Annotated in this window: 23 protein-coding genes; 10 read left to right on the forward strand and 13 right to left on the reverse strand. The window is 64.3% G+C overall.

The annotated features are described in order from the left end of the window. The first annotated feature begins 5 nt into the window (after window positions 1-5). The 6 genes from AC1RWL_RS03800 to AC1RWL_RS03825 all read left to right on the forward strand — a co-directional run bounded on the left by AC1RWL_RS03800 (window position 6) and on the right by AC1RWL_RS03825 (window position 4,737). On the forward strand, window positions 6-956 hold the full coding sequence (locus AC1RWL_RS03800; protein ID WP_493093164.1) for a sugar ABC transporter substrate-binding protein: 951 nt from the start codon (window positions 6-8) through the stop codon (window positions 954-956). A 69-nt stretch (window positions 957-1,025) separates the two neighbouring features. Beyond that, entirely contained in the window at window positions 1,026-2,045 is a 1,020-nt protein-coding gene (locus tag AC1RWL_RS03805; protein ID WP_439615401.1) for an ABC transporter permease, read from the forward strand. Continuing rightward, window positions 2,045-2,776: an ATP-binding cassette domain-containing protein gene (locus AC1RWL_RS03810; protein ID WP_069062436.1), complete on the forward strand. Its 732-nt coding sequence runs from the start codon at window positions 2,045-2,047 to the stop codon at window positions 2,774-2,776. Before AC1RWL_RS03805 ends, AC1RWL_RS03810 begins: the two co-directional genes overlap by 1 nt. A gap of 31 nt (window positions 2,777-2,807) precedes the next feature. Continuing rightward, window positions 2,808-3,650, forward strand: coding sequence for a 5-dehydro-4-deoxy-D-glucuronate isomerase (gene kduI / locus AC1RWL_RS03815; protein WP_493093163.1), 843 nt, complete (start codon window positions 2,808-2,810; stop codon window positions 3,648-3,650). Further along, window positions 3,647-4,402 carry a 2-dehydro-3-deoxy-D-gluconate 5-dehydrogenase KduD gene (gene kduD / locus AC1RWL_RS03820; RefSeq protein WP_493093162.1) on the forward strand — a complete coding sequence of 252 codons (756 nt, stop codon included), beginning with the start codon at window positions 3,647-3,649 and terminating at the stop codon, window positions 4,400-4,402. The genes kduI and kduD overlap by 4 nt, the downstream gene beginning before the upstream one ends. 8 nt (window positions 4,403-4,410) lie before the next feature. Next, window positions 4,411-4,737 (forward strand): cupin domain-containing protein, encoded by a 327-nt coding sequence (locus AC1RWL_RS03825; protein WP_493093161.1) that lies wholly within the window; start codon window positions 4,411-4,413, stop codon window positions 4,735-4,737. Between the two features lie 16 nt (window positions 4,738-4,753). Here the strand turns inward: AC1RWL_RS03825 and AC1RWL_RS03830 are convergent, their stop codons facing one another. The 4 genes from AC1RWL_RS03830 to ehuR form a co-directional block, all read right to left on the reverse strand. Further along, complete coding sequence (locus AC1RWL_RS03830; RefSeq protein ID WP_493093160.1) at window positions 4,754-5,950, reverse strand: M20 metallopeptidase family protein; 1,197 nt, start codon at window positions 5,948-5,950, stop codon at window positions 4,754-4,756. Next, the gene (locus AC1RWL_RS03835) at window positions 5,937-7,115 is read right to left on the reverse strand and encodes a M24 family metallopeptidase (RefSeq protein ID WP_493093159.1); all 1,179 of its coding nucleotides are present in this window, start codon (window positions 7,113-7,115) and stop codon (window positions 5,937-5,939) included. Before AC1RWL_RS03835 ends, AC1RWL_RS03830 begins: the two co-directional genes overlap by 14 nt. A 17-nt stretch (window positions 7,116-7,132) precedes the next feature. Further along, complete coding sequence (eutA, locus tag AC1RWL_RS03840) at window positions 7,133-7,906, reverse strand: ectoine utilization protein EutA (protein ID WP_493093158.1); 774 nt, start codon at window positions 7,904-7,906, stop codon at window positions 7,133-7,135. Between the two features lie 79 nt (window positions 7,907-7,985). After that, window positions 7,986-9,368 (reverse strand): MocR-like ectoine utilization transcription factor EhuR, encoded by a 1,383-nt coding sequence (ehuR, locus tag AC1RWL_RS03845; RefSeq protein ID WP_493093157.1) that lies wholly within the window; start codon window positions 9,366-9,368, stop codon window positions 7,986-7,988. A gap of 122 nt (window positions 9,369-9,490) precedes the next feature. Between ehuR and AC1RWL_RS03850 the strand changes: the two genes are divergently transcribed. Both AC1RWL_RS03850 and AC1RWL_RS03855 read left to right on the forward strand, forming a co-directional pair. Further along, window positions 9,491-9,940, forward strand: a complete 450-nt coding sequence (locus AC1RWL_RS03850) for a GNAT family N-acetyltransferase (protein WP_493093156.1) — start codon at window positions 9,491-9,493, stop codon at window positions 9,938-9,940. An 89-nt stretch (window positions 9,941-10,029) separates the two neighbouring features. Next, on the forward strand, window positions 10,030-11,577 hold the full coding sequence (locus AC1RWL_RS03855) for a T6SS phospholipase effector Tle1-like catalytic domain-containing protein (RefSeq protein WP_493093155.1): 1,548 nt from the start codon (window positions 10,030-10,032) through the stop codon (window positions 11,575-11,577). Between the two features lie 265 nt (window positions 11,578-11,842). Here AC1RWL_RS03855 and AC1RWL_RS03860 read toward each other — a convergent pair whose 3' ends face one another. The 5 genes from AC1RWL_RS03860 to AC1RWL_RS03880 all read right to left on the reverse strand — a co-directional run bounded on the left by AC1RWL_RS03860 (window position 11,843) and on the right by AC1RWL_RS03880 (window position 16,266). Then, a complete protein-coding gene (locus AC1RWL_RS03860) occupies window positions 11,843-12,085 on the reverse strand; it encodes a helix-turn-helix domain-containing protein (RefSeq protein WP_493093839.1) in 243 nt (80 codons plus the stop codon). A 12-nt stretch (window positions 12,086-12,097) separates the two neighbouring features. Continuing rightward, a complete protein-coding gene (locus AC1RWL_RS03865; protein ID WP_493093154.1) occupies window positions 12,098-12,772 on the reverse strand; it encodes a hypothetical protein in 675 nt (224 codons plus the stop codon). 223 nt (window positions 12,773-12,995) lie between these two features. Then, complete coding sequence (locus AC1RWL_RS03870; RefSeq protein ID WP_256114847.1) at window positions 12,996-13,637, reverse strand: Isoquinoline 1-oxidoreductase subunit; 642 nt, start codon at window positions 13,635-13,637, stop codon at window positions 12,996-12,998. Between the two features lie 13 nt (window positions 13,638-13,650). Beyond that, window positions 13,651-15,804 carry a xanthine dehydrogenase family protein molybdopterin-binding subunit gene (locus AC1RWL_RS03875; protein ID WP_493093153.1) on the reverse strand — a complete coding sequence of 718 codons (2,154 nt, stop codon included), beginning with the start codon at window positions 15,802-15,804 and terminating at the stop codon, window positions 13,651-13,653. 3 nt (window positions 15,805-15,807) lie between these two features. Beyond that, entirely contained in the window at window positions 15,808-16,266 is a 459-nt protein-coding gene (locus AC1RWL_RS03880; protein ID WP_493093838.1) for a (2Fe-2S)-binding protein, read from the reverse strand. Between the two features lie 303 nt (window positions 16,267-16,569). On the opposite strand from AC1RWL_RS03880, the gene AC1RWL_RS03885 reads away from it, so the two are divergent. Beyond that, window positions 16,570-16,869 (forward strand): hypothetical protein, encoded by a 300-nt coding sequence (locus AC1RWL_RS03885; RefSeq protein WP_256114844.1) that lies wholly within the window; start codon window positions 16,570-16,572, stop codon window positions 16,867-16,869. A 33-nt stretch (window positions 16,870-16,902) separates the two neighbouring features. On the opposite strand, the gene AC1RWL_RS03890 is transcribed toward AC1RWL_RS03885, so the two are convergent. From AC1RWL_RS03890 to AC1RWL_RS03900, 3 genes are read right to left on the reverse strand one after another with little or no spacing between them, the layout of a single operon-like run. Continuing rightward, window positions 16,903-19,260 (reverse strand): xanthine dehydrogenase family protein molybdopterin-binding subunit, encoded by a 2,358-nt coding sequence (locus AC1RWL_RS03890; RefSeq protein ID WP_493093152.1) that lies wholly within the window; start codon window positions 19,258-19,260, stop codon window positions 16,903-16,905. Beyond that, entirely contained in the window at window positions 19,257-19,730 is a 474-nt protein-coding gene (locus tag AC1RWL_RS03895) for a (2Fe-2S)-binding protein (protein ID WP_493093151.1), read from the reverse strand. The genes AC1RWL_RS03890 and AC1RWL_RS03895 overlap by 4 nt, the downstream gene beginning before the upstream one ends. Further along, complete coding sequence (locus AC1RWL_RS03900; RefSeq protein ID WP_493093150.1) at window positions 19,727-20,578, reverse strand: FAD binding domain-containing protein; 852 nt, start codon at window positions 20,576-20,578, stop codon at window positions 19,727-19,729. Before AC1RWL_RS03900 ends, AC1RWL_RS03895 begins: the two co-directional genes overlap by 4 nt. 203 nt (window positions 20,579-20,781) lie before the next feature. Between AC1RWL_RS03900 and AC1RWL_RS03905 the strand changes: the two genes are divergently transcribed. Beyond that, complete coding sequence (locus tag AC1RWL_RS03905; protein WP_493093149.1) at window positions 20,782-21,741, forward strand: AraC-like ligand-binding domain-containing protein; 960 nt, start codon at window positions 20,782-20,784, stop codon at window positions 21,739-21,741. Here AC1RWL_RS03905 and AC1RWL_RS03910 read toward each other — a convergent pair. Next, window positions 21,699-22,589 carry a LysR substrate-binding domain-containing protein gene (locus AC1RWL_RS03910; RefSeq protein WP_493093148.1) on the reverse strand — a complete coding sequence of 297 codons (891 nt, stop codon included), beginning with the start codon at window positions 22,587-22,589 and terminating at the stop codon, window positions 21,699-21,701. The two genes, AC1RWL_RS03905 and AC1RWL_RS03910, sit on opposite strands and share 43 nt — an antisense overlap. Between the last annotated feature and the right edge of the window lie 15 nt (window positions 22,590-22,604).

The following is a 22,604-nucleotide window of genomic DNA, read 5'->3' on the forward strand; positions in this document are numbered from 1 at the left end:
CGCAAATGAAATTGACCAGGTTGAGAACCGCTGCATTGGCTGCGGGCCTGACCACCATGCTGGCATCTACGGCGCTTTCCGCGGATGTCAAGGCCACGATGATCATCTACCTCGATCCGAGTGTCCAGTTCTTTAACCCCGTGGTGAAGGGCGCGCAAGACGCGGCCGCCCAGTTCGGCGTCGATCTTGACGTGCAATATGCCAACAACGATCCGGTGCGCCAGAACGACCTGATCGAAAGCGCGACCGCGAGCGGCGTTGACGGCATCGCCGTCGCCATCTCCTCGTCGGACGCCTTCGACGAAAGCATCTGCGCTGCGGTGAAGGCCGGCATCGTCGTCATCGGCTTCAACAATGACGACCTCGACGGCGCCAAGGGCAATTGCCGCCAGGCCTATGTCGGCATGAACGAATTCGCCTCCGGCTACGAGCTCGGCAACCGGATGATCAAGGAATTCGGCCTGAAATCCGGCGACGTCGTCTTCAACCCGCGCGAAATCCCCGAGGCGAGCTTCGCGGTCGCCCGTGGCGGCGGCATCGAGAAGGCCATGACGGAGGCCGGCATCAAGGTGGAGACGGTCCGCGCCGGCCTCGATCCGGCGGAAGCGCAGAACATCATGGCGCAGTTCCTGATCGCCAACCCGACGGTCAAGGCGCTGTTCGGCACCGGCTCGGTCACCTCCACGGTCGGTGCTGGCGCCATCAAGGATGCCGGCGTCAACATTCCGTTCGGTGGCTTCGACCTTGCGGTCGAAATCGTCAATGCGGTGGAATCCGGCGCGATGTTCGCGACCATGGACCAGCAGCCCTATCTCCAGGGTTACTACCCGATCGCCCAGATCGCGCTCTCGAAGAGGTACGGCCTGACCCCGACCGACATCGACACCGGGCAGGGCGCCTTCCTCGACAAGTCGCGCATCAGTTCGGTCAAGCCGCTGATCGGCAGCTTCCGCTAATCGCCTTGAAAGGGAGCCTGCCGGCGTGCCCGGCGGGTTCCCCGTTCCCAAACGATCGAGTGCCAGACCGTGACCCCTATTCTAGCAGACAGTGCCGCGCCCCGGTCGCGGACCCAGAGACAATCCATCCTCAAGCAGATCATGGGCATGCCCGCGGGCGCGATCTTCCTCGTCTTCGTGACGTTGCAGATCGTCTGCATTGCCGGTGCGCTGCTCTATCCCAATGAATTCCGCTATCTCTCGCCGCAGAACCTGACGATCCTGATGAAGGCGATCCCGGTGCTCGGCTGCCTGGCGCTCGGCGCGGGCGTGCTGATGATCGCCGGCGAATTCGACCTCTCCATCGGCTCCGTCTATACCTTCACGGCCGTCCTGATGGCCACGCTCGTCGGTGCCGGCGTCAGTGCCTTCATCGCCGCCCCGCTCGGAATCCTCGCCGGTGTGATGATCGGCCTGCTCAACGGCCATATCACGCTGCGCTTCGGCCTGCCGTCCTTCATCGTCACGCTCGGCGGCCTGTTGTTCTGGCGCGGCGCCGTGCTGCTCTACAACGGCGCGGTCCAGGTGCGCTTCGATCCCGAGCCGATCTTCACCAGCCTGTTTTCCGGTACGCTGCTCGGCGTCAACGCCGCCTTCATCTGGATCGTGCTCTTCGTCATCGGTTTCCACCTGCTCCTGCACCGCCACCGCTTCGGCAACCACGTCTTCGCGACGGGTGGCAATCCGGGCGCGGCGACGGCGATCGGTATCAATACGAACCGCGTCAAGCTCATCGCCTTTGCGATTGCCGGCGGCATGGCGGCGGTGGCGGGCATTCTGGCCACGGCGCGCGTCGGTAGCGTGCAGCCGGGGCAGGGCGCCGGGCTTGAACTCCAGGCGATTGCGGCCTGCGTCATCGGCGGCCTGTCGCTGCGCGGCGGCCGGGGCTCGATCATCGGCATCTTCCTCGGCGTGCTGCTCATTCACACCATGACGGACGTGCTGCTGCTGCTGCGCGCCCCCGGCTTCTATCTCGACATGTTCATCGCGACGCTGATCGTGCTGGCCGCCATCTTTAACCATCTCATCGAGCGGCGGGGTCTTGCGTGATGTCGAACCTTCTCGAACTGCACAATATCTCGAAAAGTTTTGGCGCACTCACCGCGCTCCGGAACCTCAGCTTCCACATCGGCGAAGGCGAAGTGGTGGGCCTGCTCGGCGACAACGGCGCCGGCAAGTCGACGACCGTCAACCTCATCTCTGGCATCCACAAGCCGACGGAAGGCTATCTCAGCGTCGACGGTAAGAAGACGGCGTTTACCTGCCGCTCGGATTCGGCGGATGCCGGCATCGAGACGATCTACCAGCATACCGCACTGGTGGATTCGCTTTCGATCACCCGCAACATCTTCATGGGCCGCGAGCTGACGGACCGCTTCGGCTTCCTGCGGCAGGCCGAGATGCGCGAGATCGCCATGGACGTGTTGCAGAACGCCGTGCACATCTCGGGCATCGATTCCCCGGATACGCTCGTCGGCAACCTTTCCGGCGGCCAGAAGCAGGCCGTGGCCATCGCCCGCGCCGTCTACTTCAAGAAGCGCGTGCTGCTGCTCGACGAGCCCACGTCGGCGCTCTCGGTGCGCGAGACGGAGGCGCTCCTGAACCAGGTGCTGAAGCTCAAGGCGGAAAACGTCTCCAGCGTGCTGGTGACGCACAACATCTACCACGCCTACCAGGTCTGCGACCGGTTCGTGATCATGAGCCATGGCACCAAGGTGTTCGACGTCGACAAGGCCGACACGACGATCAACCAGCTGACCGAATATGTCGTGCTCACCTGACCCCCATTTTGAAAGACAAGAGGCAAATGCCGTGACACTTTCCGTATCTGTACGACAGGCCGTGGGGCCGCAGGATGCCGCAAGGCGCGACACGAAGGGCCTGCGCGATGGCTTCGTCATCGAGGACCTGTTCCGCCCCGGCGAGGTGAAACTCACCTACAGCCATCTCGATCGCATGATCGTCGGCGGCGTGGTGCCGACGACGAGCAAGCTGGTGGTCGACAGCGTGCCGGAGACGGGCACCGAACACTTTCTCGACCGCCGCGAAGTGGCGATCGTCAATATTGGCGGCGCGGGCACGGTCAGCGTCGGCGGCAAGGACTATGCGCTCGGCTTCCAGGAAGCGCTCTATGTCGGCATGGGCGGCGGCGCCCTCGGCTTTGTAAGCGGCGACCCGGCCGCTCCAGCTCTGTTCTATCTCCTGAGCGCGCCCGCGCACCGCGTTTGCCCCACGGTGCACATCACCCGCGAGATGGCGAAGAAGGTCGTGCTCGGCTCGGCGGAGGAATCCAATGCCCGCACCATCAACCAATATGTGCACCCGGATGTCTGCGAGAGCTGCCAGTTGCTCGTCGGGCTGACCATGTTCGAGCCGGGTTCGGTCTGGAACACCATGCCGGCGCATGTGCATGACCGGCGCATGGAGGTCTATCTCTATTTCGGCATGCAGGAGGCGACGCGCATCTTCCATTTCATGGGTGAACCGGGAGAGACGCGGCACGTTGTGCTGAAGAACCACCAGGCGGTCTTGTCGCCGGGCTGGTCGATCCATTCCGGTGCCGGCACCGGGCGTTATGCCTTCATCTGGGCCATGGCGGGGGATAACATGAGCTTCACCGACATGGACAAGGTGCCGATGGACGCGCTTCTATGACGATGTTCGATCTGACCGGCCGCTGGGCGATCGTCACCGGCGCCAATACCGGCATCGGCCGCGCCATCGCGGTCGGGCTGGCGCAGGCCGGCGCCGACATCGTCGGCGTCGGACGATCGGCGATGACGGACACGGCGACGGAGGTGACGTCCGCCGGGCGGACCTTCCTGTCCATCACGGCCGATCTTTCGCAGGCGGGTGCGGGGGCCGGCGTCATCGCGCAGGCGCTGGCGGCCGGCGCCACGCCGGATGTGCTGGTCAACAATGCCGGCATCATCCGCCGCGCCGATGCGCTGGAATTCACCGAAGAAGACTGGGACGCGGTGCTCGACACCAACCTGAAGTCCGTCTTCTTCCTGTGCCAGGCCTTTGCAAAGGCGGCGGTCGCGGCGGAGCGTCCGGCGAAGATCATCAACATCGCCTCCCTGCTCTCCTTCCAGGGCGGCATTCGCGTGCCATCCTACACGGCGGCGAAGAGCGGTCTTGCCGGCCTGACGAAGCTCATGGCAAACGAATGGGCGGCGCGCGGCATCAACGTCAATGCCATTGCGCCCGGTTATGTCGAGACCAACAACACGGTGGCCCTGCGCGCCGATGCGGAGCGCAGCGCCGACATTTTGAAACGCATTCCAGCCGGCCGCTGGGCGAAGCCCGGCGACATGGTCGGTGCTGCGGTTTTCCTGGCGGCACCGGCTTCCGACTATGTACATGGCACCATCCTGCCGGTGGACGGCGGATGGCTCGCCCGCTGAGAGGACACATGCAACACTATACTTTGCCCGAAGACACCGTCTGGACAGAAGTGGCGCCCGGCAACAGCCGCGCGGTTCTGAGCCATCGCCCGGAAATGATGCTCGTCGCCTTTCGCTTCGAGCAAGGCGCGATCGGCGCCCTGCATTCGCATCCGCACACGCAGGTGAGCTACATTGCCGAAGGCGCCTTCGACGTCACCGTGGACGGCGTCACCACCCGCCTTGCCCAAGGAAGCAGCTTCATCGTCGCCCCGAACCTGGTGCACGGCGTGGTCGCGCTGGAGCCGGGCCTGTTGATCGACACGTTCACACCCCGGCGCGACGATTTCCTGTAAGGCGTGCAGCCGGCCGTCACTCGGGCGGCTGGAGGAAAGTCCGGGCGGCGGTGCTGAGCACCAGGGCACCCTGCGGCAGGGCGGCTTCATCGACCCGGAATTTCGGGTGATGCAACGGGTGGACGGCGTCGATCGCGTCATTGCGAATGCCGAGGCGGAAATAGACCGACGGGCATTTTTCGCTGTAGAAGGCGAAGTCGTCGGCCGCGGTCCAGCCGGGTAGGGCAAGCACATTTTCCTGCCCGACGATCTCGCTCCCGGCACGCCGGACGACCTCGACCATCTCCGGCGCGTTGACGACCGGCGGCTCGCCGCGTTGCAGGTGGATGTCGACCCTGGCGCCATGGGTTGCCGCCACGCCTTCCAGGATCTGGCGCAGCCGGGTCCAGGCCTTTTGGCGCGTTTCCTCATGTCCGCTGCGGATCGTGCCCTTCAGCCGGGCTTCGGCCGCAATGACATTATAGGCCCCGCCGCCTTCGATGCCCGTGACGGAGATGACAAGCGGATCGTAGGGATCGATCTCGCGCGCCACGATCTTCTGCAATTCCGTGACCATCGAGCAGGCGACAGTGATGGCGTCGACACCTTCGGAGGGTTTTGCGGCATGGGCGGAATTGCCCGTGACGACGACGTCGAAAATATCGCAGGCAAGCGTGTAGGGTCCGGCGCCGACCGCGATCCTGCCGGTCGCGGTATAGGGGTCGACATGGATGCCGATCGCCGCATCGACGTCGTCGAGAAGCCCTTCCTCGACCACCCGCCGGCCGCCGAGCGGCTCGGCCTCTTCGGCCGGCTGGAAGATGATGCGCACGGTGCCGCTGAACGATTGTTTCTGCTGGTCGAGCAGCACCGCGGCGGCATAACCCATCGCGGCATGGGCGTCGTGTCCGCAGGCATGCATGACGCCGGGGCGCTGGGAACTGAACGGCACGCCGGATGTCTCGGTGATCGGCAGCGCGTCGATATCGGCGCGGATGACGACCTTGCGGTTGGACGGCCCGGCCGTGCCCACGATATCGACGGCGAGGCCGAAGCCGGCGACGGGTCGGATATCGCGCAGACCCGCCTCTTCCAGGGCCTGCTTCAGGTAGGCCTGCGTCTCGCGCTCTTCGTTCGAGAGTTCCGGATTGCGGTGCAGGTGGCGCCGGATGTCGATCATCCGGCGCTCAAGTGCTGCCTCCATTCCGCCCGCACCGATGTCAGGATTTGACATGGATGTCTCGCGGGAAGCGGGTCAGCGTCTCGTTGCCGTTCTCCGTGACGAGGATCGTTTCGCTGACCTCGATGCCCCAGCCGTCCATCCACATGCCGAGGATGGAGTGCAGCACGTTGCCGGGCTGCAAAACGGTCTTGTCGCCGGGGCGCAGGCTGATCGTGTGCTCGCCCCAGTCCGGCGGATAGGCGACGCCGATCGAATAGCCGATGCGCGATTCCTTCTTCAGGCCGTAGCGCTGGATGACCTGGCGCCAGCTGGCCTCGACCGCCTCCGCGGTGATGCCCGGCCTGATGGTCGCGAGCACAGCCTCCATGCCTTCGAGCACGGCCTTGCTCGTATCGCCGACCTTGGTCGGCATGGTGCCGAGCTGCATGGTGCGCGCGAGGCCGGCGGTATAGCGGCGCACGACGCCCGCAAGTTCGAGTGCCACGGTTTCGTTTGCGCCGAACCGGCGGTCGCTCCACATGACATGCGGCGCCGAGGCGTTCTCCCCGCCGAGGATGGTGGGCGGCAGGGCGGTGATGTCGCCGGCGAAGTCCGGGGAGCCCGCCACCTGCGCCGCCTGGATTCTGGCGATCGCGTCGCATTCGCGCACACCGGGCGCAATCACCTCATAGGCGGCGGTAACGGCCGCTTCGGCGAGGCGCGAGGCCTTGCGGAGATAGTCGATCTCGGCTTCCGATTTGACGCTGCGGATCCAGTTCACCAGCAGGTCCGCATCCTGGAATGTCGCGTTCGGCAGGCCCGCGGTGAGGCGGGCATGGGCCTTGGGCGAATAATAATAGGCTTCGAGCTCGATGCCGATCGTGCCGCGGCCCCAGCCTTTCCGGCTGATCCATTCGGCAATCCAGTCCATCGGGTGCCGGTCGGCGCGCTGGACATGATCTTCCGGGAAACCGACGACGTTTTCGGGTTTCATCCAGGCGGTGAGCAGGCCGCCCGCGGCATCCATGGCACGGCCGATCCAGACCGGCTCCTCCTCGACGAGGGGGACCAACACCACCTGCGGCGTATAGAAGGACCAGCCGTCATAGCCGGTGATGTAATGCTGGTTGGCGACGTCGTTCACGATCAGCAGATCGAGATTGCGGCGCGCCATTTCTGCGCGGATGGCCTGGAGCCTGGTCCTGTATTCGCTGAGCGCGAAGGGCAGTTGGATCATAAGAATTCATCCTGTTCTTAGGCGGGTAGGTCGGGTGTGCCGGCAAGCGCCATCAGGCGTGCGGTGGAATGCGGATCGGCGGCGATGCCGCACAGCCGGAGGCTCGCCCATGCGGCGGCGAGATTGCTGGTGACGACCGGCAGGCCGGTCCGTCTCTCGATCTCCGGCACGCATTCGGCGGCGCGCAGCGCCGTGCAGGCGATGAAAAGCGCCTGCGTCTCCGGCTTCACCGTCTCGATGGCGAGCCGGACGATTTCGGCATGCGGCAGGCGCGCCATGGCGCGGTCGTCTTCCATGCCGAGGCAGGCGAGGCGATCGACCTGAAATCCCTGTGCCGTGAAGAAGGCATGCATGGGCTCCGCCGTCCTGCGCACATAAGGCGTGAGGATGGCGATACGGTTGGCCTGCAATGCGCGCAACGCGGCAACGGCGGCGCCGGCCGGCGTGACGACGGGTACGCCCGGTTTGCCGGCTCCGATGGCTTTCGCGATCTTCTGCTCGCCGATGATGACCGAGGCGGACGTGCAGCCGTAGACGATCGCATCCAGCGCCTCATCGGGGAGGATGAGGGAGGCCGCGGCGGTGAGGTGCGGCTGCATGGCCAACAGGTTTTCCGGCGTCGTCGGGTTGGCGTAGCTGACGCGCGTCACATGGACGGCAATGTCGTCGCGCGCGACAAGCCGCCAGAAATCCGCCTCCACCGTGTGGTCCGTGGCAAGCGCGATGAGGCCGATCCGCTTTCCTGTCGGGCGGTCATCCAAAGTCGACTGATGCTGCCTCTCTTCGATCATGCCCGCTCCGGTGGGTTCTGCGGGCATTGAGCAATGGAAAGCGATGTGCGTCAATCGGTAAAAAGATACGTGTCAATTTCTAGATCGTCAGCACGCTCCGGTCGGGCGCGGCACGCAGGAGCGAGGCGAGGATATCGAGCCCTGCGCGAAGCTCGTCCATCTCTGTCGCGCCGACCGACACCCGGACGGCTCCCACCGGCAATCCCGAAAGGGAGAAGGGCGTGCTGGGGGCGACCGCAACGCCGCGAACCCGGGCCTGCGACACGAAGGCCAGTTCGTCGTGATCCGGCGGCAGCGTCAGCCAGACATGCAGCGCTTCAGGATGCGCGCGATAGTGCGCGCCCTGCAAGGCGTCCGTGACGATCCGGTGGCGCGCACGCAGGGCATCGCGCTGCCAATCGGCGAGTTTGCCGATCGTGCCGTCGCCAAGCCAGAGCGTGGCGAGTTCGGCGATCATCGGTGTCGCCATCCAGTTGGCCATCAGTTGCCGGTTGGCGACGGTGGCCGCAAAGTGATCCGGCGCCGCGATATAGCCGATCCTCAATCCCGGCATGGCGACCTTCGTGAAGCCGGTAAAGTAGATGGTGCGTTCGGGAGCGAGTGCCGCGATCGGCCTTGGCCGGTTGGATATCAGCGGGCCGAACACATCGTTTTCGATGATGGTCAGGTCGTGTTTGCGCGCCATCTCGGCAAGCGCCAGGCGCCGGGCTTCCGGCATCAGCGTGGCGGTCGGATTGGCGAGGTTCGGCTGGAGAACCAGAACGCGCACCTTGTCCCGCAGGCAGGCCTCTTCGAGCGCCTCGGGCAACATGCCGTCCCCATCGGCGGCTATCGCGCGCACGCGCATGCCCAGATAATCCGACAGGGGGCGGATCACATGGTAGCAGATTTCTTCAGCCGCCAGCACCGTTCCGGGTCCGGCGGCGGACATCAGCGCGATGGTAAAGGCGGAGGAGGCCCCGTTCGTGACGAGAAGGTTTTGCGGCGACGTGCTCACGCCCAGCGTGGAAAGCCAGGCGACCGCCGCCTCGTTGTGCCGCGGGAAAATCGTGTTTGGCCGAAACGACAGCACGGCGGCCGGCGGCAGCGTGTCCGCCAGCCGGTGCAGGGCATCCTTCATCCGGTCGAGATGCAAGGATGTGCAGACGGGCGTGACGATGGAAAGATCGATGACATTGGCGAGGCGCTCGGCGATGTAGGGAGATTGCAGGGAAGGGCCGGTCGACGTCACATAGGTGCCACGGCCGACCTCGCCGGAGACCAGCCCGCGCCGCGCCAGGACGTCATAGGCCTTGCTGACCGTCTGGATCGAGACCTTCAGGTCATAGGCGAGGTCGCGGTGGCCGGGCAGCTTTTCCTCATGCACAAGCCGGCCGCTCTTGATGGCCGCCGTAAACTGGTCTGCAAGGGAAATGTAAACGGGCCGCCGCAATTGGCCGGTATCGGGTCGCCACTTTGTCATGCATTCTTGTCGGCCAAATGCAGGACAATTTCAATCCTCATGGGATTCTTTCCCGGTGGCACGCGCGAGGCTTTCGCTGCTAACCTTTCCGAAACGGCCAACTTCCCCGGAAAGGTTCTTCAATGTCCGAAATCACGGTTCGCGCGCTTCACCTGGACGATCGTGCGCAATGGGACGCGCTCTATCAGGGCTATGCGACCTTCTACAACGTCACCCAGACTGCGCAGATGCGCGACACGGTTTGGTCGTGGCTGGACGATGCAAGCAAGGACCCGCGCGGCCTCGTCGCCGCGCGCGCGGATGGCACCCTGATAGGCCTTGCGCATTTCCGGCCGTTTCCGCGGCCGCTCTCCGCCACCATCGGCTGTTTCCTCGACGATCTGTTCGTCTCGCCCGCCGCCCGCGGGACGGGTGCCGCCGACGCGCTGATCGAAAACGTCCGCTCGATTGCCGCAGGCGAAGGATGGTCCGTCGTGCGCTGGATCACCGCCGAGAACAATTATCGCGGCCGCGGGGTCTATGACCGGGTGGCGAGCAAGACGGCCTGGGTGACCTACGACATCAAGATCTAAAAGGGATCGCCTTTAAATTGTAAAGCCTTCTTTCCTTCCGCCGATTTGGCGGCATACTTTCGGGCAGCAACGTCTGGGAGGAAGGGAAGATGCACCTCATCGTATTCTGCGACGGAACCTGGAACACGCCCGATCAACTGGAAGACGGACTGCCGGCGCCGACCAATGTCGTGAAACTGCACCACGCGCTGGCACCTAAGGACGGGGCCGGCCGGGAACAGCGGGCCTACTACCACCCTGGCGTCGGCACCGACGGCGGTGTGTGGGATCGCCTTGCCGGCGGCGGCATGGGCGAGGGGCTCGATCGCAACATCATGAGCGCCTACAACTGGCTGGCGCGCAACTACGAGGACGGCGCACAGATCTGGCTCTTCGGCTTCAGCCGCGGCGCCTATACCGTGCGCAGCCTCGGCGGCATGATCTCCCGCTGCGGCCTGTTGAAGGCCGCGGGACTGGAGGAAAAGGCGATCTGGGCCGCCATCGAGACGCTTTTCGAGAATTATCGCACGCCGGAAAAGACAGCAAAGCCGGTGACCGCGACGAAGCGCCTGCCGTTCCATGGCGTCGCGAGCGGACAGAAATGCAAACACTCGATGCCGATCCACTGCATCGGCGTGTGGGATACGGTCGGCGCGCTCGGCGTGCCGGACGACCTGGCGCTGCTGAACCTGCTGGACGACCCCGCCAAACACAGCTTTCACGACACGGAGCTGAGCCCGGTCGTCAAGAACGCCCGCCACGCCATCGCCATCGACGAGCGGCGCCAGAGCTTCACGCCGACGCTCTGGACGAATGTCGAGGATCGCCCGACGGTCCAGCAAATCTGGTTTCCGGGCGTGCATGCCGATGTCGGGGGCGGTTATGGCCGCAGCGGTCTCTCCGATGGCGCGCTCGACTGGATGATCGAGGAGGTGAGGGCGCTCGGCCTGAATTTTCGCGAAAACATCCAGCAGCAGCTCGTCGCCGATCCGCTCGGCCTGCTGCACGATTCGGTGACCGGCGTGTTCAAGACCTTGCGGACCCGGCCGCGCAGCGTGCCGCTTTTCTCCGCAAGCAGCACGGAGCTGCATCGTTCCGCGCGCGATCGCCACGACAACCCGCCGCTGACACAGGGCGACTACTGGAAGACCAAGCGCCTCGACAAGGGGCAGGAGGCGACGGTCGACGTTTTCGCGCGCGAGCGGTGGAACTTTACCGGACTTTTTCTGGAGGCCGGCGTCACCTACCGGTTTTCCGCCAAGGGTGAATGGATGGACGGCGAGATCACCTGCCCGCCCTCCGGCACCAATGACGGCAAATTCCACCTCGGCGAAGCCGTCCAGATCGCCTCATCGATCTTCGGCAAGGGTGAGCAGCTCTTCACCAAGCTGACCGGTAATCACCAGGTGGATTTCTGGTACACCAAGCGCGCGGAAGACGCGCCCTGGTTCTCGCTGATCGGCATGGTCGCCAATGTCGTTCTGCCGGACAAGAAGCCGGAGGACCGGCTGAGCTTTGCGCCGCACGAGGAGTTCGAAATCGGCGCCGGCAAGGATTTCACGCCGAACAAGAGCGGCTATCTCTACGCCTTCGCCAATGACGCCTGGCAGACCTACGACAACAATCGCGGCAGCGTGCGGCTGACGGTCAAGCGGTAGCGGCTGGCTTTGCCAGGCAGCATCGCCGGAGCCGTCGGCGTCGTAATAGAGGGCGCCGTCTTGTTGTCGTAGATCACCCGGTCGTTGGCATCGACCTTGGCATTGCCTACCCCAAGCAAAGATGGATAGTTAGACCTGCGATGCACAGACTAAGCGGGGCAAGGCTGCAAGATCAAGACGTCCGGCACGGTGTCTCCATTCTCGCTCGTTTCCTCGCAGGCCCGTTGTCTCGGTGACATTAACGTGAGTGGCCGTGAATTGTTGGTCAGTTCGCCCGGGCACGGCGCCATGTCGCGGGGCTTGTGCCGACGCTGCGATTGAACATGCGTGTAAAATGCGCCTGATCGGAGAAGCCGACCGCAAGCGCGATCTGCGCGACCGAAAAATCGGTGCCCAGCAAATACTCTTTCGATTTCAGGATGCGTTTCTGGAGCAGCCATTGATGGGCCGACATGCCGGTGGATTCCCGAAACGCGCGGCAGAAATAGGAGCGGGAGAGGCCGGTCAGGCTCGCAAGCTCCTAAAGGCTGGCGCCTTGCGGAAGATGTTCCGAAAGGTATTCCGTGACCTGGCGCAACTGGTTGGCCGTCAGTCCACCACGGGCACGGCGTTCCGGCCGGTTTCGCTCCAGACCGGACAGGCGCAGAAGGAATGTCAGGATCAGCGTTTCGACATAAAAGTCATCAACCGGGTGATTTGAGCCGCATTCGAGTTCCAGGAGACGTGCGATGTGGAGCAGGGAGGCATCGAAGAACATCAACCGCGGAACGACCAATGTGTCGGGATTGACATTGTCCTCCCTGAGTTGTCCCACGTCGCCGACTTTAAAATAGAGCGAAAGCGCACGTAGATAGTGCGTGTTTTCGGAACACGCCCAGACGGGGCAGTCGGCGGGCGCAAAATTCATCTGGTGGATGGTGTTTTCGCGCGGGGCGGTGGGACGGGCGCGGTTATCCCGTGCTTCCGGCTGGCCGCCCGCAAGGTCGAGCACGACGCTGAACCTTGCATAGTCGGATCGCAGATCCACCTGGAACGGTGTGGAAAAACGCTGTTCCTTGACCTGAACGCCAACGCCGCCCCAGCGCTTGTTCTGCAAGCCGATGACCTTTGCGCCCTCATAGGGCGCGACGAATGGGGATATCCGCGCAACGTAATCAAGTGGTGGCTCCCTGAACTCTCCGTTACGCCCTGCCATGCTTCCATGCTCTCGCGTTCAAATCCGAGGGACGCGTTCGCCCTCCGAAAGGCGTGAGCTTAGCCCCGGATCGCATACTATTCCATTATACGATGGTGGTGTCGCATTCACCGCTGGTTCTGTTTCCAGTCTCGCACAGGAGAACGCCAACTCTTCTCTCAAATGGGCACCGCACGGATCGTTCGATCCATGCGGTGCGCATTGTTGAGACGTCCAGATTCCGTCAGGACGCCGGACAGACTGCGCCGGTGTCCACCCAGGCCTGGATGATCTTGCCGAACTCTTCTTGTGTGCCCGGCACGGGTTCGCGGCCTTCGCCCGGATCCCATCCCCAGCCGACGAGGTCGTCATGGGCCATGTGTTCGACCATCTCGGCCATGGTCTTGTCGCCGTTGCGTTTGGGGTCCTTCAGCTGCTCGCAGATCTGGCGGAGCGTCTTGCCCTCCCAGGCCATTTCAATGGGTGCGAGATGCCAGGCGGGGTTGCCGGGGATGCTCTTCAGCGTATCGGCCTGGCCGACGACCGGCGTGTTCTCCGCGCTGTGGCAGGTGTTGCACTGCATGCCCACGAGACCCATGCCGCCATCGCCGCGGAAGACCGGCGGCTGGTGCGGATGCATCGTCATATCCTGCAAGGGACGGTCCGTCGCCGGATGACAGTTGACGCATCGTGGATGCTGGATGACCTTGCCGGCCTCTTCGAAGAGGGCGATCGAGCGGGCGCGTTCGTCGGAAATCGACTGGAACGTCTCCGCCGGCTGCAAGGCGTTGGGGTTCTGGGCAACGGAGGCGGGGGCGAGCGCCAGGCCTGCGCCCACGATGAGACAGTGCGCAAGAACGCCCGAAAACAGGAGCTTGATTTTCATCTGACGGTATCCCTCACGAGGAAATAAGGCTGACGATGGGAAGCTGGCGAACAGGGGCGTTCGTCAGTTTTCGCCACGCATTGGCGACCGCCGGTCCTATGGGCGGAACGCCGGGTTCGCCGACACCGGTCGGGCTTTCCGCCGACTTGATGATCTCCACCGCGACATCGGGCATCTCGTTGATCCGGATCGACCGATAGTCGTGGAAGTTCGACTGCATGATCTTTCCGCCCTTGCCGAGCATGACCGCATCGAAGAGCACGGCGCCCAGACCATAGCCGATGCCGCCCTCCATCTGCGCCTTGATGATGTTGGGATTGACCGCGACGCCGCAATCGACCGCGCACCAGACCTTGTGCACGCGCGGCGCGCCATCGGAGCCGACCGAGACTTCCGCCACCTGGGCGACGAAGGAACCGAAGCTTTCGACGACCGCAACACCGCGCGCCCGTCCCTCCGGCGGCGTCGCCCCCCAATCCGCCATCTCCGCCGCCTTGCGCAGCACGCCGGCATGACGCGACGCCTTGTCGAGCAGCGCCAGCCGCCCTTCCACCGGGTCGCGGCCCACGCGGGTCAGCAATTCGTCGACGAAGGTTTCCACTGCAAAGCCGGTATGGGTATGGCCGACCGAGCGCCACCAGAGCGGCGGTATCGGCAGCGTGATGTTGTGCGACGTGACCTTGAGGTTGGGGATCTGGTAGGGGAGGTTGGACGCCCCTTCGACCGATGTCGAATCGAGATCGGCCTTGGCCATGATCGACTGGCCGACGATGATCTGCTCCCAGGCGGTGATCCGCCCCTCCGCGTCGATCGCGCCGCGCATCCTGTGGGCATACATCGGGCGGTAGAAGCCGCCCTGGATGTCGTCCTCGCGGGTCCACATATGCTTGAGCGGCCGGTCGCCGCCGATCGCGGCATAGACCATTGCCGCCTCCTGCATATAGGGCGACCCGAACTGCGCCTTGCGGCCGAAACTGCCGCCGGCGAGCTGGGTGTTCACGCGGACCTTCGTTTCGTCGAGCTTGAGGATCTCGGCCGCCACCTGCTGGTCGAAGCCGGGAAACTGCGCGCCGTTATAGATATCGACCGAACCGTCCGCCGCCTTGATGAACACCGCATCGAGCGGCTCCATCGGGGCATGCGCGAGGAAGGGAAAGACGATGTCCGCCTCGATGGTCTGGAGCCCTTCCTGCTGGAAGGCCGTCGCGACATTGCCCGTGTTCGTCGCCTCGATGCCGGGCTTGGCAAACTGGCGGGCATATTCGGCGGCGAGTTCGCTGGAGGAGCGGGTTTCCGCCTTGCTGAGATCCCATTCGATTTTGAGCGCGTCACGGCCCTTCAGGGCGGTGAAGGTGTTGTCGGCGTAGACGGCAATCCCCTGCGGGATCTGCTTGACATCGACCACGCCCTTGATCTTGCGTGCCTCGCTGTCATCGAAGGATTTTACCGTGGCGCCGAAATGCTTGGGGTGGGCGACCACGGCGATCAGCAGGTTGTCCGGCGTGATATCCAGCGTGAAGATCGCCGTGCCATTGATCTTCTCGCGGGTGTCGAGTTTGGGCAGGTCGGTGCCGATCAGCACGAAGTCCTTGGGCTCCTTCAGTGCCGGATCCTCCGGCACCACCTGTCCCTTGGCCTTTTCCGCGAAGGCGCCAAAGCCGCTTTCCTTGCCGGATGCGGCGTGCCGCATGCGGCCCTTTTCGACCGTGATCTCGGTCGCCGGCACGTTCCATTCTTGCGCGGCCGCGGCAACCAGCATTGCCCGCGCCGTGGCGCCCGCCTTGCGCATCTGCTCATAGGCATTGGCGATCGAGCTCGATCCGCCGGTGCCCTGCAGCCCGAAGGCGAGGTTTGCATAGATCTTGTTGTCGGTCGGCGAATGGACCGCGCGCATCTGGCTCCAGTCGGCATCGAGCTCCTCGGCCACCAGCGTGGCGAGCCCCGTGAAGGGTCCCTGTCCGAACTCGATATGCTTCGACAGGATGGTCACGGTATCGTCCGTGCCGATCTTCACGAAGGCGTTGAGGGGGAGAAGCTCCGGGCTTCCGCCGGCGGGCGTGCCGGTCGGCGAGGCCCGCAGGATCTTCGGCGCGATCGCCACGCCGATGACGAGGCCGACGCCGGCGAGGAAACCGCGGCGGGTGGATGGGATGTCATGGATGGTCATGGCTCAACCCTCCATCGCGTCTGCAGCGTCGTGGATCGCCGCTCGAATGCGATGATAGGTGGCACATCGACAGATGTTCCCGGTCATGGCGCCGTCGATCTCGTCGTCGCTCGGTTTCGGCACCATCTGTAGGAGGGCGACCGCCGACATGATCTGCCCGGATTGACAGTAGCCGCATTGCGGTACGTCGAGCCCGGCCCAGGCGGTCTGGATGGCCTCGGCCTCCTTGCCGGAAATGCCCTCGATCGTTACGACGTCGGAGCCTTCGATCGTTGCGATCGGGGTGATGCAGGAGCGGCGCGTCATGCCGTCCAGATGCACCGTACAGGCGCCGCATTGCGCGACGCCGCAGCCATATTTCGTTCCGGTCAGCTTCTCGAAATCGCGGATCACCCAGAGCAGCGGCGTGTCGGGGTCTCCGGTGAACGAGCGTTGTTTTCCATTGAGGGTGAAGGTCACCATGTCCATGCATCCTTCCAGCAGGGAGCCGCGGGGCGGGGCTCATATTTCAAAGAGGTATGGCGTCAGTCGACGATGGAAAGGGACTGACGGAAGAGGCAATCAAACCAGTCAATCGGCATAGTATCGGCCGATCAAATCAAATGCGTGTGACGCGAGGGGCAGGGGTGAGGCCGCGACCCCGACGCGGTCGAACGCGCAGGATCGATATTTGTTCCTGAAGACCGGGCCGCTGCTTCCTTGATTATGACAGGGAATTGCTGGATTCAGTTGTAACAATTGTAATATTTAACGGAGTATGAATTAGTGAGTGGCAAAATAAACAGGATTTACGAAGCCCTGATCGAGGGCGCGGAGACGGGCTTGTCGGGTGACGAGCTGTTCAAGCATGTGGCGAGCCACTGTCCCAATGCGAGCAGCAAGAAGATCGTGAAGGCCTCGCTTCTCGCCCTTTCGGACCCGGACCTGAAAGACGCCAATATCCTCCAGGTCGTCTATGCGCTGGCGATCAAGCACCGGCTCGACCCTGTGTCCAAGGGCGACCTTGAGGACACGGAAGAGCCTTCGGCCGACAAGGCTCAAATCAAAGAGCGCAAACAAGCATGAGGCCCTGAGCCGGCGGATGTGATGCCGGCTCCTTCACCGCCGCGCCAGATTGGCGTGCCAAACCGGGCTGATGTGCTCGAAATCCAGCGCTTTTGCGTTGCCTTGCATCAACTCCAGCACCCGCGGCGGGGTCAAGGGAAGCTCCGCCACCGGCCTTCCCGTTGCCCGCGCAACGGCGCAGGCGATGGTCGCGCCGACATTCAGGATCGGTATTTCGCCTGCACCCTTGGCGCCCAGCGGGCCGATCGACGGGGCGCCCTCGTGCAGCACGATCTCGACCGGCAGCACGTCTTGCGCGAGCGGCAGGAGATAGTGCTCGAAGCCCGATTGCTCCATGGAGCCGTGCTCGTCGATGGTGATATGTTCGTGCAGCGCATAGCCGAGACCCTGGGTGACGCCACCCTGGATCTGGCTCCTGATCGCACGCGGATTGATGGCGACGCCGACATCCTGAACCACCCGGTAGCTCAGGACGTCGACATGGCCCGTATCCGGATCGACGGCGACCTCGCAGTCGTGCACGGTGAAGATCGGGATATCGATGGCATCGATGAAGTGGCCTGCGGCGCAGCCCGGCAGGGCTGGCACGCCGGGGGCTGTGAAGTTGCCGGTGCCGGACATGGGGCCGAAGAGTTCTTCCGCGCGCTGGACGACCGCGGCGATCGTCATGCCGCTGCCGGGACGGCCGGCGATCTCGACGCGTCCGCCGCGGAGCGCCAGGCCTGAAGGCGGCGTTTGCAGCATTTCGGAGGCGATCTCAAGGATCTGCTCGCGGATCTTCTCCGCGGCCATCTTGCTGGCGGAGCCGATGGAGACCGTGGTGCGCCCGCCGCCGACACCGAGATCGCGGCCGGAAGCGTCGGTATCGGCGGTCTTGACGATCACGTCGGCTGGGTGAATGCCCAGAATTCCCGCCACGATCTGCGGCAGCGACTGGACCATCGTGCCGGAGCCGATCTCGACGCCGGAGGTGACGAGCGTCGCCGAGCCATCCGCATTGAGGTTGATGGTTGCCGCCGACGGGCCGACGAAGACGAACCAGGTGCCGACCGTGGTGGCACGTCCATAGAGCCGGCCATCGGCCGCCTCCCGCCTGTCCGCGCCGGCACTGATCGTCTCCATCCGCTCCAGCATGGGCCGCAGCACGTCGCCCTGAAACACCTGTCCCGTGGCGCCAATATCGCCATCGCCGAGCACGTTTTGCTTGCGGAACTCCATGGGGTCCATGCCGATCGCCGCGCAGATATTGTCGGTGTGGCGCTCAAGGAAGAAGGTGTTGTAGACGCCGTTGCAGGCACGGAAGGCGCCGTTCGGCGGCGTGTTGGTATAGACCGCGCGGCTGTTGAGTTTTACCGCGCCAAGCTTGTAGTTGCCGCCTAGCGTATGGGCGGTCATGGTGGAGAGGAAGATCTGCTCGCCGCCATAGGCGCCGCAATCCATCAGCACCGTCGCCTCCCGGCCGACGATTTCTCCATCTGGCGTCACGGCGGAGCGGATGCGGACCTCGGCATTCTCCCGGCACAGGCAGGAGAGGAATTCTTCTTCCCGCGAATTGCAGAGCGAGACGGTTTTTCCGGTTTTTCGCGCGAGGAGGGCGGCGACCGGCTCGATGGTGCAGTCGAATTTCAGGCCGAACCCGCCGCCGACGGCCGGCACCGTGACGCGGACGCGCGACGCGGCAACGCCCAGCACCTTGGCGGTCACGTTGCGCACCGTCCAGGGCACCTGCGTCGAGCACTGGATGTGAAACCGGCCGTCTTCGTAGCTGGCGATGGCGCAGCGCGGCTCGAAGGGCACATGGCTCTGGCGGCCGACGCGGAAACAGTCGTCGACGACGGTGACGTCCGGGCGGGCGAAGGCTGCGTCCGTATCCCCGCGCGTGACATGGGCTTCCCAGGCGACGTTGCCGGCGCGCGGCGCGCCCTCCTTTAAAAGCTCATAATGCTGCCAATCCGGGTGGATGAGGGGTGCGTGTTCGCCCAAGGCTTCGGCCATGGTCAAAACTGCGGGCAGGGACTCGGTCCTCACCACGACGGCTCTCGCGGCTACCTGTGCGATCTCCAGCGTGTCCGCCGCAATCGCCGCAATCGGCTCGCCGTGATAGCGGATGAGGTCGCTTGCAAACAGCGGATGGTCGGCCACGCCGATGCCATGCAGGCCCGGCGCATCCGCGTATGTCACAATCGCCCGCACGCCCTTCATTGCCAGCGCCTTCGAGCAGTCGATCTCCAGAATGCGGGCGGATGCCATGTCGGAGCGCACCTGCACGGCGTGCAGCATGTCCTGCCCGATATTGTCGATCGTGTAGCGGGTACGGCCGGTGAGCTTGTCCTGCGCGTCGCGCCGGGGCAGGTCCATCACCACGGAGGCGAGATCGGTCACAGCGTTCATCGGCCGGATACCTTTCGCATGTCCTGGATCGACAGGACGGCATCGACGATGCGCTCGTAGCCGGTGCATCGACAGATGTTTCCCGAAAGCGCCGCCTTCACCTCGCCCCGGCTGGGCGCGGGATTGGCTTCCATAAACGCCGTCAGCGTCATCACCATGCCGGGAAAACACATGCCGCATTGCACCACGTCATGGTCGATGAAGGCCTGCTGCACCGGATTGGGTGTCTCGAAATGCGCGAGGCCCTCGATGGTGACGATGCTGCGGCCATCGAGCATGCCGATAGGTCTGAGGCAGGACGGAACGGCCTCGCCATCGACCAGGACGGTGCAGGCGCCGCAAAAGCCTTCGCGGCAGACCGCCTTGGCGCCCGTCAGGCGACAGCTGTCGCGCAGCACATCCAGCAGTGTCGTCCGGGGATCGGCCGTAACGGTGCGCACCTCTCCGTTGATGGTCAGTTCGATGGTCATGATGCCCTCGTTTCGTGATCGGCCCGGATGGTTTCGAAGGCACGGCGCAGGAGCACGGGCAGGATGCTCGTGCGATACCAGCCGGGCGCATCGACGGCATCGCGGCCGGTGAAATCGGCAATGAGGTCTCGTGCCGCCGTTTCCGCGAGCGCGGGGTCCACGGGCTGGCCTTCCAGCGCCTGCTCCAGGTTTTGCCAGCGGCGAGGGGCGGCCTCCACCGCGCCGACGCCGATGCGCGCATCGCGAATCCTGTCCTTGTCGTCGACCGCTACGGAGACGCTGGCGATGGCGCAGGGATAGTCTCCCGCCTTGCGCATCGGGAGACGCTCATGGGCGCTCAACCGTGCGGTTCGCGGCACGATGAGGCGGGTCACGAGCCAGGGCCGTTCACGGTTTTTCCGGCTTTCCAGAAAGGCCAGCACCGGCAGCCATTCCAGCCCCGCCTTGTCGCGCACCTCGATCTGGGCGTCGAGGCTCAAGAGGGCCGGCGCGAAGTCGGAGGCGGCAAAGGCGGCGGTGCAGATATTGCCGCCGATCGTCGCAATCCGCCGGACACCGGGATTGGCGGAGCGTGCGCTTGCCCGCTTGAGCGCCTTGAGATCCGCCGTCGGCGGGAGTTTTTGGGCCAGCGCATCATGGGTCGCGAGCGGGCCGATCGATACCGCTTCGTCGGTGACGTCAATGCGCTGAAAACCCTCGATGCCGGAGAGGGCGACATAGACCGGCGCCATTGCTTCATGCCGCAGCGGGCTTCGCATCACCCAGGTGGCCCCGGCAACGGGGATGGCGTCAGGCCCGGCGGCGGCAAGATCGTTCAGCGCTTCGTCGACCGATCGCGGGAAGGTCATCTTTGGTCGTGATGGTTCCGTCAGCATGGCCAGTTCACCCGTTTCGTTTTGCAAAAAGGTAGCCGGGTGATGGAAGGCCGCATGCAGGAAAGCGCACGATTTCATGCAGGAAAGCGCGATGCCATTGTCGTGAGGATATTTGCGTGCTCCGGCATCCTTTGTTACCCTCCGATCCTGGCTCCCCAACGGAGGATGGCGGATAGATGGCAGCGGGCGCGGGTCGATCGGTCGATGACGGTCTCGCCGATTGGCAGCAGCGGGTTTCTGCGGCCTATTTTCCGCTCGTCACCGAGGGACGCCGGGGGAAGAATTTTCGCGGGCGGCTGGACATGTGGCAGCTCGGCCTCGTCAGCGCCACGCGCATCGATTGTGACGCGGTGCTCTATCGCCGGACAGCCCATCACCTGCGCGAGGAACGGGAAAGCGCCTTCCTGATCTCCATCCCCGGATCGGCCGAGGTGACGTTTCACCAGAGCGCGCGCCAGGCGCAATGTCGGCCCGGCGGTTTCGTCATCGAGCGCAGCGACGCGCCTTACGAATATTGGCACGAGACACCAGACGTGCAGTGGGTGGCGAAGATCCCGCGCGACAGCGTGCGCGCACGCATCGGCTCCTTCGAAAAATTCCTCGGCCTGAGCATGGATGCCCGCTCGGGCATCGCCTCCTATTTCCTGTCGAGCCTGTCCTCGGCCGTCACCCATGCGGATGCGATGGACGAGGCTGCGCGGGCGCTAGCGGGCGAACACCTGATCGAGGTTCTCTGTCTGGCGCTGCTTGCGGGCGAGCGCGCGCTCGACAGTTCGGAATCGGCCGTCCGCCGTGCGCATCTCCACCGCGCGGAAACCTTTATCCGCAAGAACCTCAAGAATCCCGGTCTTTCGGCGGGCATGGTGGCGGAGGCGTGCGGTATTTCGATGCGCTATCTGCAACAGCTTTTCGAAGGCACGGGCTTCACCGCCAGCGGCTATATCCGCGAATGCCGGCTGGTGCGCTCGGACGAGGACCTGCGCCGCGGCGCCGATACGATCACCACGATCGCCTATCGGTGGGGGTTTTCCGACCAGGCCCAGTTCAGCCGCCACTATCGTGCCCGCTTCGGCCTCACGCCCAGCGAGGCGCGTCACGGCGTCGCCGCCTCCTCGATCAGCCAGTTGATGAAATAGCCGATCTCGGCGGTTTCGCGTTTCGCCTCGGCGCAGATGCAATAGTAGTTGTGCACGGCCGGCACGCTGAGCTGCAACGGCTGCACGAGGCGGCCTTCATCAAGATCGCGGGCGGACACGACTTCGTCGCTGAGAGCGACGCCAAAGCCGTCTCGCGCGGCCTGAAGGACGATGCCGAAATCGTCGAAATAGACATCCGACTCGCCCATATAGGCGACGCCGGCTTCGGCCTGCCAGCGCCGCCATTGCGAGCCGTCATCCTCGTGCAGCAGCCGGTGATAGGCGAGGTCGGACGGCTGGCGGATGGCGTTCGGCCCGCGCAGGAGCTGCGGGCTGCAAACCGGCGTCATATGGATGCCGTGCAGCATGCGCCACCAGAATCCCGGCCACGGCGGCACGCCATAAACGATCGCGACATCCGTCTTGCGCCAGTCGACGCCGTGGAAATGGCTGGAGGTGACGACCTTCAACTGGAAATTCGGGCTTTCCGCCATGAAGGTGAACAGCCGTGTGGCAAGCCATGCGACGCCATGCACCTGCGGAATGGAAATGGTGAGGGATTGCCTCGCCACTCCGCCATATTTGTGCGCCGAGAGCTGGCGCACGCCGGTGTGGATCGCCTCCATCGCGCTTGCCACCGAGCGCTGAAGCTGGCTTCCGCTTGGTGTCAAAGCCAGTTGCCGGCCGCGCTTTTGAAAGAGGTCGACGCCGAGTGCCACCTGGAGCGCGCGGATCTGCTGGCTGACGGCGCCCGGCGTCACATGCAGCTCCGCCGCCGCAGCACTCACATTGCCGAGCCGCGCGACGCTTTCGAAGACGCGGAAGGCATGAAGGGGTGGTAGCGCCATCGGTTTCTTCCTTCA

Source organism: Shinella sp. GW821-FHT10F02, assembly GCF_058809275.1.

Coding starts and splice junctions, on each gene's coding strand:
- AC1RWL_RS03800 (WP_493093164.1), top strand. CDS start 6: ATGAAATTGACCAGGTTGAGAACCGCTGCATTGGCTGCGGGCCTGACC.
- AC1RWL_RS03810 (WP_069062436.1), top strand. CDS start 2,045: ATGTCGAACCTTCTCGAACTGCACAATATCTCGAAAAGTTTTGGCGCA.
- kduD (WP_493093162.1), top strand. CDS start 3,647: ATGACGATGTTCGATCTGACCGGCCGCTGGGCGATCGTCACCGGCGCC.
- AC1RWL_RS03825 (WP_493093161.1), top strand. CDS start 4,411: ATGCAACACTATACTTTGCCCGAAGACACCGTCTGGACAGAAGTGGCG.
- AC1RWL_RS03830 (WP_493093160.1), bottom strand. CDS start 5,950: ATGTCAAATCCTGACATCGGTGCGGGCGGAATGGAGGCAGCACTTGAG.
- AC1RWL_RS03835 (WP_493093159.1), bottom strand. CDS start 7,115: ATGATCCAACTGCCCTTCGCGCTCAGCGAATACAGGACCAGGCTCCAG.
- eutA (WP_493093158.1), bottom strand. CDS start 7,906: ATGATCGAAGAGAGGCAGCATCAGTCGACTTTGGATGACCGCCCGACA.
- ehuR (WP_493093157.1), bottom strand. CDS start 9,368: ATGACAAAGTGGCGACCCGATACCGGCCAATTGCGGCGGCCCGTTTAC.
- AC1RWL_RS03850 (WP_493093156.1), top strand. CDS start 9,491: ATGTCCGAAATCACGGTTCGCGCGCTTCACCTGGACGATCGTGCGCAA.
- AC1RWL_RS03855 (WP_493093155.1), top strand. CDS start 10,030: ATGCACCTCATCGTATTCTGCGACGGAACCTGGAACACGCCCGATCAA.
- AC1RWL_RS03865 (WP_493093154.1), bottom strand. CDS start 12,772: ATGGCAGGGCGTAACGGAGAGTTCAGGGAGCCACCACTTGATTACGTT.
- AC1RWL_RS03870 (WP_256114847.1), bottom strand. CDS start 13,637: ATGAAAATCAAGCTCCTGTTTTCGGGCGTTCTTGCGCACTGTCTCATC.
- AC1RWL_RS03875 (WP_493093153.1), bottom strand. CDS start 15,804: ATGACCATCCATGACATCCCATCCACCCGCCGCGGTTTCCTCGCCGGC.
- AC1RWL_RS03880 (WP_493093838.1), bottom strand. CDS start 16,266: ATGGTGACCTTCACCCTCAATGGAAAACAACGCTCGTTCACCGGAGAC.
- AC1RWL_RS03890 (WP_493093152.1), bottom strand. CDS start 19,260: ATGAACGCTGTGACCGATCTCGCCTCCGTGGTGATGGACCTGCCCCGG.
- AC1RWL_RS03895 (WP_493093151.1), bottom strand. CDS start 19,730: ATGACCATCGAACTGACCATCAACGGAGAGGTGCGCACCGTTACGGCC.
- AC1RWL_RS03900 (WP_493093150.1), bottom strand. CDS start 20,578: ATGACCTTCCCGCGATCGGTCGACGAAGCGCTGAACGATCTTGCCGCC.
- AC1RWL_RS03905 (WP_493093149.1), top strand. CDS start 20,782: ATGGCAGCGGGCGCGGGTCGATCGGTCGATGACGGTCTCGCCGATTGG.
- AC1RWL_RS03910 (WP_493093148.1), bottom strand. CDS start 22,589: ATGGCGCTACCACCCCTTCATGCCTTCCGCGTCTTCGAAAGCGTCGCG.